General features: G+C 68.7%; 16 protein-coding genes. 9 read left to right on the forward strand and 7 right to left on the reverse strand.

Annotated elements, in window-relative coordinates; all coding sequences use genetic code 11:
* The first annotated feature begins 22 nt into the window (after positions 1-22).
* The 4 genes from AB0I81_RS11170 (at position 23) to AB0I81_RS11185 (ending at position 2,894) form a co-directional block, all read left to right on the forward strand.
* Positions 23-811, forward strand: coding sequence for an ABC transporter ATP-binding protein (locus AB0I81_RS11170; RefSeq protein WP_360653658.1), 789 nt, complete (start codon positions 23-25; stop codon positions 809-811).
* An 86-nt stretch (positions 812-897) separates the two neighbouring features.
* Positions 898-1,824: an SPFH domain-containing protein gene (locus tag AB0I81_RS11175; RefSeq protein ID WP_360653661.1), complete on the forward strand. Its 927-nt coding sequence runs from the start codon at positions 898-900 to the stop codon at positions 1,822-1,824.
* Positions 1,825-1,884: 60 nt separating this feature from the next.
* Positions 1,885-2,640 carry a sulfite exporter TauE/SafE family protein gene (locus AB0I81_RS11180; protein WP_360653664.1) on the forward strand — a complete coding sequence of 252 codons (756 nt, stop codon included), beginning with the start codon at positions 1,885-1,887 and terminating at the stop codon, positions 2,638-2,640.
* A gap of 23 nt (positions 2,641-2,663) precedes the next feature.
* On the forward strand, positions 2,664-2,894 hold the full coding sequence (locus AB0I81_RS11185; protein WP_360653667.1) for a hypothetical protein: 231 nt from the start codon (positions 2,664-2,666) through the stop codon (positions 2,892-2,894).
* A 3-nt stretch (positions 2,895-2,897) separates the two neighbouring features.
* Here the strand turns inward: AB0I81_RS11185 and AB0I81_RS11190 are convergent, their stop codons facing one another.
* From AB0I81_RS11190 to AB0I81_RS11215, 6 genes are all read right to left on the reverse strand, one after another.
* Positions 2,898-3,725: an NAD(P)H-binding protein gene (locus tag AB0I81_RS11190; RefSeq protein WP_360653670.1), complete on the reverse strand. Its 828-nt coding sequence runs from the start codon at positions 3,723-3,725 to the stop codon at positions 2,898-2,900.
* 145 nt (positions 3,726-3,870) lie between these two features.
* Positions 3,871-4,692 (reverse strand): Rieske 2Fe-2S domain-containing protein, encoded by an 822-nt coding sequence (locus tag AB0I81_RS11195; RefSeq protein WP_360653673.1) that lies wholly within the window; start codon positions 4,690-4,692, stop codon positions 3,871-3,873.
* 120 nt (positions 4,693-4,812) lie between these two features.
* A complete protein-coding gene (locus AB0I81_RS11200) occupies positions 4,813-5,424 on the reverse strand; it encodes an HD domain-containing protein (protein WP_360653676.1) in 612 nt (203 codons plus the stop codon).
* A gap of 1 nt (position 5,425) precedes the next feature.
* On the reverse strand, positions 5,426-7,606 hold the full coding sequence (locus AB0I81_RS11205) for a molybdopterin-dependent oxidoreductase (RefSeq protein ID WP_360653679.1): 2,181 nt from the start codon (positions 7,604-7,606) through the stop codon (positions 5,426-5,428).
* A gap of 149 nt (positions 7,607-7,755) precedes the next feature.
* A complete protein-coding gene (locus AB0I81_RS11210) occupies positions 7,756-8,403 on the reverse strand; it encodes a hypothetical protein (protein ID WP_360653682.1) in 648 nt (215 codons plus the stop codon).
* A 1-nt stretch (position 8,404) separates the two neighbouring features.
* Entirely contained in the window at positions 8,405-8,620 is a 216-nt protein-coding gene (locus AB0I81_RS11215; protein ID WP_360653685.1) for a hypothetical protein, read from the reverse strand.
* 85 nt (positions 8,621-8,705) lie between these two features.
* On the opposite strand from AB0I81_RS11215, the gene AB0I81_RS11220 reads away from it, so the two are divergent.
* From AB0I81_RS11220 to AB0I81_RS11235, 4 genes are all read left to right on the forward strand, one after another.
* Positions 8,706-8,945, forward strand: a complete 240-nt coding sequence (locus AB0I81_RS11220; protein WP_360653687.1) for a hypothetical protein — start codon at positions 8,706-8,708, stop codon at positions 8,943-8,945.
* 268 nt (positions 8,946-9,213) lie between these two features.
* On the forward strand, positions 9,214-10,077 hold the full coding sequence (locus AB0I81_RS11225) for a helix-turn-helix transcriptional regulator (protein WP_360653689.1): 864 nt from the start codon (positions 9,214-9,216) through the stop codon (positions 10,075-10,077).
* A 55-nt stretch (positions 10,078-10,132) separates the two neighbouring features.
* On the forward strand, positions 10,133-10,357 hold the full coding sequence (locus AB0I81_RS11230) for a DUF397 domain-containing protein (protein ID WP_360653692.1): 225 nt from the start codon (positions 10,133-10,135) through the stop codon (positions 10,355-10,357).
* A 146-nt stretch (positions 10,358-10,503) separates the two neighbouring features.
* On the forward strand, positions 10,504-11,004 hold the full coding sequence (locus AB0I81_RS11235) for a hypothetical protein (RefSeq protein ID WP_360653695.1): 501 nt from the start codon (positions 10,504-10,506) through the stop codon (positions 11,002-11,004).
* A gap of 109 nt (positions 11,005-11,113) precedes the next feature.
* Here AB0I81_RS11235 and AB0I81_RS11240 read toward each other — a convergent pair whose 3' ends face one another.
* On the reverse strand, positions 11,114-12,535 hold the full coding sequence (locus AB0I81_RS11240) for an MFS transporter (protein WP_360653698.1): 1,422 nt from the start codon (positions 12,533-12,535) through the stop codon (positions 11,114-11,116).
* Between the two features lie 109 nt (positions 12,536-12,644).
* Here AB0I81_RS11240 and AB0I81_RS11245 point away from each other — a divergent pair, with 109 nt between their 5' ends.
* The gene (locus tag AB0I81_RS11245; RefSeq protein ID WP_360653701.1) at positions 12,645-13,475 is read left to right on the forward strand and encodes a helix-turn-helix transcriptional regulator; all 831 of its coding nucleotides are present in this window, start codon (positions 12,645-12,647) and stop codon (positions 13,473-13,475) included.
* Positions 13,476-13,525: the final 50 nt, after the last annotated feature.

Genomic DNA, 13,525 nt, shown 5'->3' on the forward strand with positions numbered 1-13,525 from the left:
GACTCCAAAGGGAGGTTCGGGGATGGGTGGTCAGGTGCTGCGGCTCCAGGACGTCGCCGTCAGGCGCGACGGAGCGGCCCTGCTGCGCGGCATCGACTGGACGGTCAACGAGGACGAGCGGTGGGTCGTCATCGGGCCGAACGGTGCGGGCAAGACCACGTTGCTGCAGGTCGCGGCCACGTTGTTGTATCCGAGTGAGGGCCTGGTCGAGGTGCTGGGAGAGCGGCTGGGGCAGGCGGACGTGTTCGACCTGCGGCCCAGGATCGGGCTGGCGAGCGCCGCGCTGGCCGAGCGCATCCCGCCGGAGGAGAAGGTCATCGACCTGGTGCTGACGGCCTCGTACGGGATCATGGGCCGCTGGACGGAGGAGTACGACTCCAACGACGTGACCAGGGCCGTCGAGCTGATCGACATGATGGGCGCGGCCCATTTGATCAGGCGGCGCTTCGGCACGTTGTCGGAGGGTGAGCGCAAGCGCGTGCAGATCGCCCGCTCGCTCATGCCCGACCCGGAGATCCTGCTGCTCGACGAGCCGGCGGCCGGGCTCGACCTGGGCGGCAGGGAGGATCTGGTACGCCGCCTGTCGGTGCTGGCCGGCGACTACCGCTCGCCGACGATGGTGCTGGTGACGCACCACGTGGAGGAGGTGCCCACCGGGTTCACGCACGGGCTGCTGCTGCGGCACGGCTCGGTGGTGGACCAGGGGCCGCTGGAGCACGTCATGACCTCGGACAACCTGTCGCAGACGTTCGGGGTGCCCCTCACACTTGAGCGTGGCGCGCAGGGCCGCTGGTACGCGCGTGCCCATTAGTTCGGCTTTTATGCCTATAAAAGCCGCCCAAACCTGAAACCGAATAGGATCTACGAAGTCGGTACCTTCGGCTTCGGAGCGTCGTCATGTCCGTCGAGCAGCTCATCGTCGCCATCGTCCTCGTCGCGGCGGTGGGCTTCGGGGTGGCGCGCACGATTCGCATCATTCCCCAGGCCACGGCCGCCATCATCGAGCGGCTCGGGCGCTACCATCGCACGCTGACACCGGGGCTGAACCTGGTGGTGCCCTTCATCGACCGCGTCAAGGACATGATCGACCTGCGCGAACAGGTGGTGTCGTTCCCGCCGCAGCCGGTGATCACCTCCGACAACCTGGTGGTGTCGATCGACACCGTCATCTACTTCCAGGTCACCAATCCGCAGGCGGCCACGTACGAGATCGCGAACTTCCTGATCGGCGTCGAGCAGCTCACCGTCACCACGCTGCGCAACGTGGTCGGCGGCATGGACCTGGAGCGCACGCTGACCTCCCGCGAGGACATCAACACCGCCCTGCGCGGCGTCCTGGACGAGGCCACCGGCAAGTGGGGCATCCGCGTCAACAGGGTCGAGCTGAAGGCCATCGACCCGCCCGTCTCCATACAGGATTCGATGGAGAAGCAGATGCGCGCCGACCGCGACAAGCGCGCGGCCGTGCTGATGGCGGAGGGGCAGCGGCAGGCCGCCATACTGGCCGCGGAGGGCGAGAAGCAGGCGTCGGTGTTGCGGGCGCGCGGCGACGCGGAGGCGGCCGTGCTGCGCGCGCAGGCGGAGGCCGAGGCCCAGGCGATGCGCGCCAAGGGGCAGGCGGACGCGATCGGCATGGTGTTCAAGGCCATCCACGAGAACAATCCCGACCAGAACCTGCTGGCCTACCACTACCTGCAGACCCTGCCGGAGATCGCCAAAGGCGACGCCAATAAGATTTGGATCGTCCCCTCTGAGATGGGCAAGGTCCTGGAGAGCCTGGGCGGCCTGTTCACTCCCCCCAAGGGGCAGCAGGACGACCGGTGAGAACCCCGCCCGCCGCGGCCCTTGACCGGGTTATTCGCGCGGCGGCAGCAGGAGGGCTTCTTGACCGGGTGGGAACTGGCGGTGTTGTGCGCCGTCGGCGTGGTGGCGGGCGCCATCAACGCGGTGGTCGGCTCCGGGTCCCTGATCACTTTCCCCACGCTGGTGGCGCTGGGCGTGGATCCCGTCACGGCCAACGTCTCCAACACGGTCGGCCTGGTGCCCGGCTCCCTCACCGCGGCCTACGGCTACCGCACCGAGCTCCAGGGCCAGCGTGACCGCCTGCTGCGCCTGGGCGCGGCCTCGGCGCTGGGCGCGCTGATCGGCGGGATCCTGCTGCTGTTCCTGGATCCCGACGTGTTCGAGTTCGTGGTCGTGGCGCTGATCGCGCTGGCCTGCGTACTGGTGCTCACGCAGCCCAGGCTGAACGCGTGGGTGGCCGCGCGGCGCGAGGAGGCGCACCCGCACGGCGGCGTGGCGCTGTGGCTGGGGGTGCTGGGCTCGGGCGTCTACGGCGGCTACTTCGGCGCCGCCCAGGGCGTGCTGCTGATCGGGTTGCTCGGCATCTTCCTGGACGACGGCCTGCAACGGGTCAACGCGGCCAAGAACGTGCTGGCACTGATCGTCAACGGCGTCGCGGCGGCCTTCTTCATCGTGGCGGCCGACGTGGACTGGCAGGCCGCGAGCGGCGTCGCGCTCGGCGCGATCGTCGGCGGATTCCTCGGGGCCAGGCTGGGGCGGCGCATCCCCGCCCCGCTCCTGCGCGGGGTCATCGTGGTGGTGGGGATAGCCGCGATTATCGTACTGGTGTACGGATAGTCAATCGCGGGTATAACCCTGGCATGAAAGGTGACCGGGTCGAAATCGTCATCGATGCGGGAGGGTCATCGCCGCGCACCTACGAGATCGTCGCCACCCGCGCGGGCCGCCGGGTCGAGGTGGCCAACCGGCGGGGGCTCGTCGAGGTGAGCGAGGTCACGCGCAGTGGCACGCCGGTGCGCACCGCCAGGTTCATGTCCAGCCGCATCCTCGCCCTCGTCGAGCACCCCGCCGACGAGGCCCAGCCCGCATAACGTCTAGCGGAAGTCCGCCGCGTGGTCCTCGGCCCACTGGCGGAAGGACAGCGCGGGGCGGCCGAGCAGCCGCTCCACGGTGTCCGTCGCCTTCTCGGGATGGGTCACGAAGCTCTCCCACGCCTTCAGCGCGCTCTGTACGAACTCCGGCTCCCCCCAGGCCGCCAGGAGCCGCTCACGGGCCTCCTCGACCGGCTGCTCCTCCCAGCGCACCTCGCGCCCGATCGCCTCGCCGATCGCCCGGACCTGCTCGGCCTGGGTCAGCTCCGCCGGGCCCGTGAGGTCGTAGGAGGCCCCGTTGTGCCCGGCCGAGGTGAGCGCGTGCACGGCCACCGCCGCGATGTCCTTCTCGTGGATCAGCGCCCTGGACGCCTGCCCGTACGGCCAGCGCACCACGCCGTCCCGCTTGATCTGCTCCGCCCAGCCCAGGGTGTTGGCCGAGAACCCGCCCGGCCGCAGGAAGGTCCAGCCGAGCCCGGAGGTCCTGATGAAGTGCTCGATGTCCCCGTAGTGGGTGGCGGCGTCCTCGCTGCCCGGCACGTACGCCGACAGGTAGACCACCCGGCGCGCGTGCCTGGCGATGGCCGAGACCACCTCGCCGGCGTTGCCCGTGGACATGCCCGGCCAGAGCAGGAAGACGCTCTCCACGTCCTTCAGCGCCGGCTCCAGCGTCTCGGGGACGGTCAGGTCGCCCTGCACGACCTCCACGCCCGCCTGGACCTTCTCGGGTTTCCTGGCGAACGCCCGCACCTCCAGCCCGGCCCGCGCGAGCTGGGACGCCACATGGCTGCCGACATTTCCGGTCGCACCGGTAACAAGAATCTTTCCCATGCCGACGACCGTAGGACCTCAACCAAGCTTCAGGTCAAGCCGGGCCGTACCTGGATCGTGCCGTCCCGCCTTGACCTCGACCAAGCTTCAGATCAGGCCGGGCCAGACCTGGATCGTGCCGTCGCGCCTTGACCTGGACCAAGCTTCAGGTCAGGCCGGGTCGTACCTGGATCGTGCCGTCGCGCCTGATCCGCGTCTCGAACACCGGCGCGGGCGCGGTCGCGGGCCCGTGTTTGACCGATCCGTCGGTCAGCCGGAACGTGCTGCTGTGCCACGGGCACACCACGCACGCCTCGCCGTCCTCCATGACGAGCCTGCCCTGGTGCAGCGGGCCCGCCAGGTGCGGGCACCGGTCGGCCAGCACGGTCACGCCGTCGCCCTGGCGCAGCACGAAGAGCTGGATGTAGCCCAGCCGCCTGGCCACCGGACGCCCGTCGGGCAGGTCCTTGATCGGGCACAGGTCGTGCCAGCCCAGCGGCACCAGGTGCGTCACCTGGGGCGCGTGGTTCGCGCCCGCCGCCTGCCGGTAGGCCAGGTGGCCGCCGAGATAGGCGCCGAGCCCGCCGACGGCCAGGCCGGTGAACGACAACAACTTGCCCGGCCGCTCCCGCCCGCGCAGGCGGGCCACCAGGGAGGCCGACAGCAGGCCGAGCGCGGCCAGGTTCGCCCCCATGTGGACGAAGCCCACCCGCTGCTGCTCGCGGTGCAACGAGGACCAGTCGGTCAGCCCGGCAGCCGCCGTGGGCAGCGCGTTGACCAGGCCCGTGGCCAGCAGCAGGCGAGCGGCCCGCGGGTCGGCGCCCGCCAGGTCAAGAACGGCCGTGGAGATCCAGCAGCCCAGGCTGACGGTGGCCAGCGGCGGATGCACCGGCTCACCGAGCGGCACGCCGTGCAGCAGGTCACGCAGGCGGCCCTGGCGTAGCCGCCGGCGTACGAGCTTGGCCAGCCCTCTGATCGGTTTGTCCATGGCCTTCGACTTTTCGAGCCGATCGGCGATGGCAACCGGCCCGGCGAAACCCCGCAACTGCCGACGTCTCGCTCGTACTGTCTCTTTCACGACAAGTCCCCTACCCCGGGCATGTGGGGATCACTCGGACAGGTGCCCCCTGGCCACGGACAGTTCGACCAGCTCCAGGGCGTACGCGCCCAGCGAGGGCGAGCCCTCCTGGATGATCGCCACCTTCTCCCTGACCTGTGCGGCCGTCACCTTGAACAGCGGCCACGTGCCGCCCTCGGTGTGATGGTTGGCCAGGATCGGGGCGAAACGGTCGAGCGCCTTGGCGAACCTCGCCTCCGGCGTCTTCCTGAACTCGAACTCGTCCCACAACTCCCGCATCCAGGCCCCCTGCTCGGCGGGCAGCAGGCCGAAGATGCGGTCGGCGGCGGCCCGCTCTGCCTCGGCCTGGGCACTGACCGCCACCTGGTCGTAGATGAAGGTGTCACCCGCGTCGATCTCTACCAGGTCGTGCACCAACAACATGGCCACCACCCGCTGCAGGTCCGTTCCGGGTGGGGCATGCTCTCCGAGGACCATGGCCAGGGTGCCCACGTACCAGGAGTGCTCGGCGGTGTTCTCCCGTCGCGAACCGTCGATGAGATGGTTGCGGCGGATGATCCGCTTCAACTTGTCGATCTCGATGGCGAAGGCGATCTGGGCGTTCAGGCGGTCCTCTTCTGGCGCGATAGTCACGCGCGACACCCTATTGTGCGGTGATCACCCCGGTTGGTGAAATCGTGACCGGAACTCCGTTGAACACTGCGTTACCACTTGGAATATCGATCGTGCTCTCGTCGGTGAGCGTGTTGGCGCTGACGCCCGCGTGCTCGGCCGCCACGCCCTGCGCGCTGCCCGCGTGACCCCACCCGTGCGGCAGGCTGACGACCCCGGGCATGATCGTGTCGGTGGCCTCGATCGGCACCGTGAGCTGGCCTTTCGCCGAGCGCACCACCGCCTCCCCGTCCAGTCCGAGCCGGGCCACGTCGGCCGGGTGGATCTGCAGCGTGCACGTGTTGCTGCCGCCGACCAGCGGGCCCACGTTGTGCATCCAGCTGTTGTTGGAGCGCAGATGGCGCCTTCCGATGAGAACGATCTCCGGCGGCTCCTCCTCCAGCTTGCCGCGCAGCCGCTCCACGTCCTCGATGAGTTCTGGCGGAGCCAGCTCGATCAGTCCCGAGGCCGTCTTGAGCACCTCGTCCAGCCGGGGCTCCAGGGCGCCGAGGTCCAGGCCGTGCGGGTTGTCCAGCAGCTTGCGCAGCGACATGTCGCCCTTGCCGGCCCACTCGCCGTACGGGCCGAGCCGCAACATGAGGTCCAGCCGCCGCTCGCCGCCCGTCTCGCCCTCCAGCAGGTCGCGCAGCTCCGCCACGTCCCGCCCCTCGACCCCGGAGCCGGACGTGTTCGTGGCCTTCGTGAGCAGGTCGTCGATGACGAACGTGTCCAGGTCCCCTTCGAGCCCCGAGGCGATCATCGCGAGCCTGGCCAGGATCTGCGACTCCGACGGGCGCTCCTCCAGCGGGAGCAGCGGCGGCGAGTAACGCGCGTAGTTGCGCACGGCGAACCCGAGCAGCGTGAAGTCGTAGTGCCCCGACTGCAGCACCCGGGGCGGGGGCAGGATGACGTTGGCGTGCTTGGTGGTCTCGTTCAGGTACGGATCCACGCTCACCATGAAGTCGAGCCGCCGGAAGGCCGCGTCCAGCCGGTCGCCGTGCGGCGCCGACAACACGGGGTTGCCCGCGACCGTGAGCAGGAACTTGATCTGGCCCTCGCCCGGCGTCTCGATCTCGTCGGCGAGCGTCGCCACGGGCAACTCGCCGTTCGCCTCCGGCAGGCCCCTGACCCGGCTCTTCCACCGCCCCACCGTGTACGGCCGCCGCCGCGCCGCGAACTCGGTGGCGGCCTTGGCGAACATGGCGCCGCCCGGCCTGTCGAGGTTGCCGGTGAGCACGTTCAGGACGTCGACCAGCCACTGGGCCAGCGTGCCGAACTCGGCCGTGCACGTGCCGATCCTGGCGTAGACGGCGGCCGTGGGCGCCCCGGCCAGCTCCCTGGCCAGCCGCGTGACCGTCTCGGCGGGCACTCCGGTACGCCTGGCCACGACCTCCGGCGGGAAGTGCTTGGCCGCCTCGCGCACCTCGGCCAGCCCGTTGACCTCCTGCCTCGGCCTGGCCAGGTCCTCGGCGAACAGGGTGTGCACGATGCCGAACAGCAGGTACGCGTCCGTACCCGGGCGCAGGAACAGGTGCTCGTCGGCCAGCGCGGCGGTGCGCGTGCGGCGCGGATCGACCACGACGAGCCGGCCGCCGCGCCCGCGCAGGGCCTTGAGCCTGCCGGGGAAGTCGGGCGCGGTGCACAGGGAGCCGTTGGACTCCAGCGGGTTGGCGCCCAGCATCAGCAGGTAGTCGGTCCTGTCCAGGTCGGGCACCGGGATGTTCAGCGGATGGCCGAACATGAGCCCGCTGGCCACGTGCTTGGGCATCTGGTCGGCGGTGCTGGCCGAGAAGACGTTGCGGGTGCCGAGCGACTTGATCAGCGGCGCCGCGTACAGGGCGCCCGCCATGGTGTGGGCGCTGGGGTTGCCGAGGTAGACGGCGGTGGAGGCGCGGTCGGCGATCCGGTCGAGCCCCTCCTTGACGGCGGCGAACGCCTCCTCCCAGCCGACCTCGCGCCAGAGGTCGCCCTCCCTGATCAGCGGCTTGCGCAGCCGGTCGGGGTCCTCGTCGAGGCGGCCGAGGCTGGCCCCCTTCGGGCAGATGAACCCCTTGCTGAACGGGTCGTCCCTGTCGCCGCGCACGCTGGTCACGTGGCCGCCCTCGTCGAGGGTGAGGGTCAGGCCGCAGACGGCTTCGCAGAGGGGACAGGTCCGGTGGACGGTCGAGGTCATCACGTCTCCTGAGTTCGCCGGCTGAACTCATCTTCGCGCGGACCGCGTACATGGGGAAGGCCCGGAAATCGGGTGCATGGACAAGCCCCGGAGCCCCCGCGGCCTCCGGGGCTTGCACCCCAAGGGAATGTCCCGTTTTCCCTAGGTCCTCAGCCCATCTGGGGCAGTGCCACCTCGGTACGCAGATCAGGCGGCTCCTCAAGATCGGGCCTCAGCGAGACCCAGGCCCGCCGGCCGTACAGGCGGTCCAGCCCCGGAGAGATCGCGCCCGGCGCCTCCTCGCGCCTGACGATCTCCACGATCAGGAACTGGGCACGCTTGCGGTGCCGGTAGACGTTCACGGCGCGAGCCCAGCAGGCCGCCGCGATCTCCTCGCTGTAGGCCTCGAACTCCTCGGCGCTGATGCCGGCCCTGACCATGATCAGCGCCTTCTCGCCGGACACCGTCGGCGTGATCCAGAGCACCAGCGGGATGCGGCCTGCCCTGGTGTGCATGGTGGTCTCCAGGCAGACCCGCTGCAGGCGGTGCCTGGAGACCACGCACCAGAAGTGGGCCGTGACCCAGTTGCGGCCGACCCTGGTGGCGGCCGGCACCGAGATGGCGCTGGTCAGCAGGATGAAGGGCCACCACCGCCCCTCCTGCGCCGCGCTCAGCAGGGTCAGGATGAACAGCGCCAGCACGCCGAGCAGGAGCAGCTCGGCGCGGGCGCGCCAGAGTCTGACCAGCACGCCCCCGCTGCCCGCGCCGGGAAGGTCCTCGTTGGCCGGGTAGATCTGGTTACGTGGATTCCTCGACATGTCAGGACACCTCCTCGGTCACTTTGCGTGGTAGACGGAGCTGGTCGAAGCGTGGGTCCCGGTAGCGGCGAGAGCCGAACCCCGTCTTGGTCACGGTCCAGCCCATCCGATAGGCGAATTCGTCAGGCTCCACGCAGATCTCGTAGTCGGCCGAGGCGATCAGGTCCTGGATCCAGGACTTGATTCGGCTGAGCCCCTTGGTACCTTGTGAGTACATAGAAGACCCCTTTCGCGGCATTTAAGGTGGCTTCTTTGCCGGTCCGACGGCTGATGACCGGTCTCGCCGCAGGGTGGCAGCCCTTATGCGGCACCTGGTGGTCAGCCTCGGCCCGGCTTTTTTCATGCTCGTACGAGCGACGTCGCGCGGTGTGGCTCAGGCGATGACGAAATCCTTCCGGCAAGTGGCCTCCCTGGGGCTGAGTTTCGTTTCCGGGACGGCGACGTTGCCGGCGAGGCGGCCCTGGCACGGGCGCGCGAATGCGGGGGAAAGGCTCGATGTGCTGGGCCGTGTCGTCATGTCCGGCCTCCTCGTCACTCGATGACCCCTCAGGATCTGATCGTCCCCCTAGGCCGACGATGCTGCAAGCCGTCAAGCAAGGAAGTTTTGAATTTCTTCGCGCCTTGCGGTGCAACTTGCACGACAAGCCTCTGTGTCCTTGCCCATACCGTCGCTCCATGAGAGCGTTCTGGCAAGGCTGTGCGGCACTACACATGCAACTTGCAGTGTAAGATTGGGCGAACGGCCCAAGAAGCCGGGTTCCAAACGGTCCGTTCCGGCTACACCTTCATTCCCGAGAAGGAGAGTGGACGGTGCCATCGCAGCAGGGCAGTCCAACAGTACGAAGGCTCCGGCTGGGCCAGGAGCTACGCCTGCTCCGGGAGCGCAGAAAGCTCACCGGTGCCAAGGCCGCCAGAGAGCTCGGCTGGTCGCCGAGCAAGGTGAGCCGCATCGAGGCCGCCAAGACCATGCCCAGCGCCGACGACGTCAAAGCGCTCGCCAAGCTCTACCGCGTTGACGGGGAGAAAGTTGACGAGCTCTTCGGCTTCCTCCGGGATGCGGAACAGCGGGGGTGGTGGGAGGATTACGAGGACGCCCTACCTGAGGAGTACACGAAATTCCTCGGGCTCGAGGCCGAGGCGACATTCCAGCGCAACTGGGAACCCCAGCTCGTGCCTGGCCTGCTGCAGACTGAGGACTATGCCAGGGAAGTGATCCTGGCGACTCGTGGCATCGCGCGCATCACGCACAGTGGCGTCAGGAGTCGAGTCGAGGCCCGCCTCGACAGGCAGCAGCGCGTGCTGCATCGGAATGATCCATGTGTTCTGACCATGGTGCTCGACGAGGCGGCGCTGATGCGGCGCTTCGGTGAGCCGTCGGTCATGCGTGAGCAGATGGAGCATCTCCTGGAGCTCTCACTCCAGCCGCACGTGAGTGTCCAAGTCCTCACTCTGGACGCACTTCACCCGGTTAACACCGGTGCGTTTGTTCATCTGAAGTTTTCGGCTTTTGATGATGTTGTGTACCTAGAGCAGCTGTATACTGCCGACTTCGTCGATGATCTCGAAAGGGTGGCTGGATACGAGACGGCCTTCGACCACATTCGGTCAGAGGCTTTGGATGAGGACGAGTCGCGCGTCCTTATTCAGCGCAAAGCCATGCTTTGGCGACGATAGCGACAAAACCTCAAAAAAAGGGCCAATGGTGCCCCTTTACGTATTTGGGACGAAAATGTACAACCATATTGAGACCGCGGCTTGGCGGAAGAGCAGCGCCTGCAACGGGTCGGCGGCATGTGTCGAGGTCGCCCCCCTGGCCGACGGCAATGTCGCGCTCCGGGACAGCAAGGAGCAGGACGGCCCGGTCCTGGTCTTCACGCCTGCGGAGTGGGCGGCGTTCACGGCGGGCGTCCGCGGTGGCGAGTTCGACCTTAACGCCCTCGCGACCAGCGCTTAAAAGAACGGCCCTGGCACGTTGTCAGCACAACGATCAGGGCCGTTCCCGCCGAAGGTCCTGCGTGCCTCAGCCGCACGGACCGCTTTCTCACAGGCCGACGACGGCCTGCGTGTCGTGGCTCCACGAAACATACCCGGGGACCTGGCATGGACGATTATCTGCCAATGCCGAGATCTGTGAATCGGCAATATAAGTTCCGCAACCTCGAAGAGCTGCATCAGGCTCTTCTCAGCGTCGAGCAGGCACTCGACACGGCCGCACGGCGGTTATATCGGGTGCAAATAGAGACGAACGATCTACGCATCATTACGTGCGCGGACCTGCGCACGGCACTGACGGACGACGCGGCCCACAACGTGGCGCTGATCGTGGATAAGGACGATTACCACCTCACCATCCGCGCGAACCTCAGAAAGTTGACCATCAAGGTCGTAGGTTACGGCCAGGTGCCGTCCGCGCTGGTGAAGTCGGTGGATCGTGAGTTCCGGCTCCACAGCCGGCCCGGTGACAGCCTTCGGTGGCCGGCACGCGCGTGGAACTGGTTCCGCGCCCAGGTCTGGGCGGGCATGCTGGCCCAGGTGCTGGGCGGCATCGTGATCCTCTTGATCACCCCGCAGATCGTTGCCTGGCTGAAGGGCCTCAGCTGATCCCGCGCGGCGCGGCCCCGCGACGGGGGCGCGCCGCCCGGCGTATCAGGACCGGCTCGCGCCCAGGCGCCGTGCGACGCGTTCTCGGTCGTAGCGCATCATCTTCCGGTCATGCGGGGAGCGGGGTGCGGCGGCGTACGAGGAAGATTGAGCTGACGCCGGCGAGTACGGCCAGGCCCGCCATGGCGGCGGAGGTGGTCAGGGAGGCCGAGGCCGCGGAGGCGATGCTCCGGTCCAGGGAGATGAAGAGCGTTCCGATGGCGGAGACGCCGATGACCTGGCCGAGTTGCATCACGGTGAGCAGGGCGCCGCTGGCGTCGGCCGCGTACGCGCCGTCCACCTGCTCGGTCGCCATGTTCGTCACCGCGACCTGCACGCCGAGCCCCGCGCCGATGAGGGCGCTCATGATCGCGTACGCGAGCCCGCCATCGGCGGCGAGCCCGAGGCCGATGTAGGCCGGAGCGGCCACCACGTAGCCGAAGGGCACCAGGGGGCGTTGCAGGCGCGCGGGCAGGCGTGGCCAGGCGAGTCCCACCAGACCGAAGGTCAGCGCGCACGGCACGAGCATCATGCCGGAGGCCAGCGGCGTCATGTGCAGGTCGCCCTGTAGGTGCAGGGCGGAGGTGAACAGGAAGGCGCCCCAGGTGGCGGGGCCGAACAGCAGGACCGCGAGGCCGGGCCGCATGCCGGGTGCGCGTAGCACCCGCGCGTCCACCAGAGGGCGGCCGCCCCGTGCGGTGACCCAGCGCTCGATCCGGACGAACGCGGCGAACGTCAGCACGCTCAGGCCCATCGAGAGCCAGCCCCACAGGGGCCAGCCGAGGTCGCGGCCGAGCACCAGCGGGACCACGAAGAGCAGCACGGCCGCCGACAGGGTCACCAGGCCCAGCGGGTCGAGCCCGGTACGGCCGCCGCCCTGGTCGGCGGGCAGCACCCGGACACCGGCCACCAGGAGCAGCAGCCCGACGGGCACCAGCACCAGGAACAACACCCGCCAGCCCAGGCCGAAGCCCAGCAGAATCCCGCCGAGTGCCTGGCCGGCCACGATGCCACCGCTGATCACCAGCGACCACAGGCCGATCGCCCGCCCACGGGCCGCGCCCTGGTAGTTGCGCTGGATCAACGTCAGCACCTGCGGCATCATCATCGCGGCCCCGGCGCCCTGCAACAGCCGGAAGCCCACCAGCCAGCCCGTCGAGGGCGCCAGGCCCGCGGCGAGCGTGGTGAGCGTGAAAAGCGCCAGGCCGCCCAGGAACGCGCGGCGATAGCCGAACAGGTCGCCGACCCTGGCGCCAGTGATCAACAGGACGGCATAGACAATGGTGTAACCGGCGACGATCATCTGCAGCCCGGCGCCCGACGAGTGCAGGTCGGCCTCGATGGTCGGGGTGGCCACGTTGACGATGTTGACGTTCAGGATGGCCAGGAACTGCCCCACGAGGATGATCGTCAGGAGCAGGCCGCTGGCCTTGGGAGTTGCTTCCCGCGTCGTGGTGCGCGCAGGAGGGGAGAACGCGGCGGTTTGCGACATGCTGACCAGTCTGCCGCGCTTGCGGTACCAGTAACGAGAGCCCCTTTATACTGGTACTGGCGATAACTGGATAAATGTCGCCTTATGCCCCCATAGTGGAGAAATGGTGATGGCAGAAGCAAGGCGCACCGACCTGTCGGCGTTCCTGCGCTCCCGCCGCGAGCGGATCACCCCGGACATGGTCGAGCTCGCGCCGGGCCCGCGCAGAAGGACCCCGGGGCTGCGCCGCGAGGAGGTCGCGCAGCTCGCGGGTGTGGGCGTGACCTGGTACACGTGGCTGGAGCAGGGGCGGCCGATCAACGCCAGCACGCAGGTGCTGGACGCGATCGCGCGCACGCTCAGGCTGGACAGCGCCGAGCGGCACCACCTCTACCGGCTGGCCGGCCAGTCCGCCGACCCGATCCCGGTGGACTCGGGCCAGGTGACGCCGGAGATGCAGCAGATACTCGACCGGCTCGGCGACATGCCCGCCTGCGTGTCCAACAGCCGGTGTGACGCCCTGGCCTGGAACGACGCCTACGCGCTGCTGTTCCCCGAACTGGTCGCCGCGCCCGAAGGGGAGCGCAACTCACTCTGGCAGCTCTGCCTGCACCCTTCGCCCACGACGCGGCTGCTGGCGCGCGATGAGGAACTGGGGCGGACCGTGGCCGTCTTCAGGGGAGCCTACAGCCGGCACGCCGACGATCCCTGCTGGCAGGACTTCGTGCGCCGGCTCAGCTCCGAGAGCGCGGTGTTCGCCCGGCTCTGGGCGCGCCAGGACGTGGCCGACCCGGGGCCGCGGATCAAGGGCTACAAGAACGCGGAGCTCGGGGTTCTGCGCTTCAGCACGACCAGCCTGACGGCGGGGCCGGAGATCCGGCTGATCGTCTACACGCCCATGGACGACAAGACTCGTGCTGCTATGTCCAAATTGGTTGGTAGTCGGGGTACTGCGCGGTAGTCAGTCCCACATGGCATGCTCGATCCCTGTAAGTCAGGAATCGAGCGAAA

This window comes from Nonomuraea sp. NPDC050404 (genome assembly GCF_040655495.1).
Classification (GTDB): Bacteria; Actinomycetota; Actinomycetes; order Streptosporangiales; family Streptosporangiaceae; genus Nonomuraea.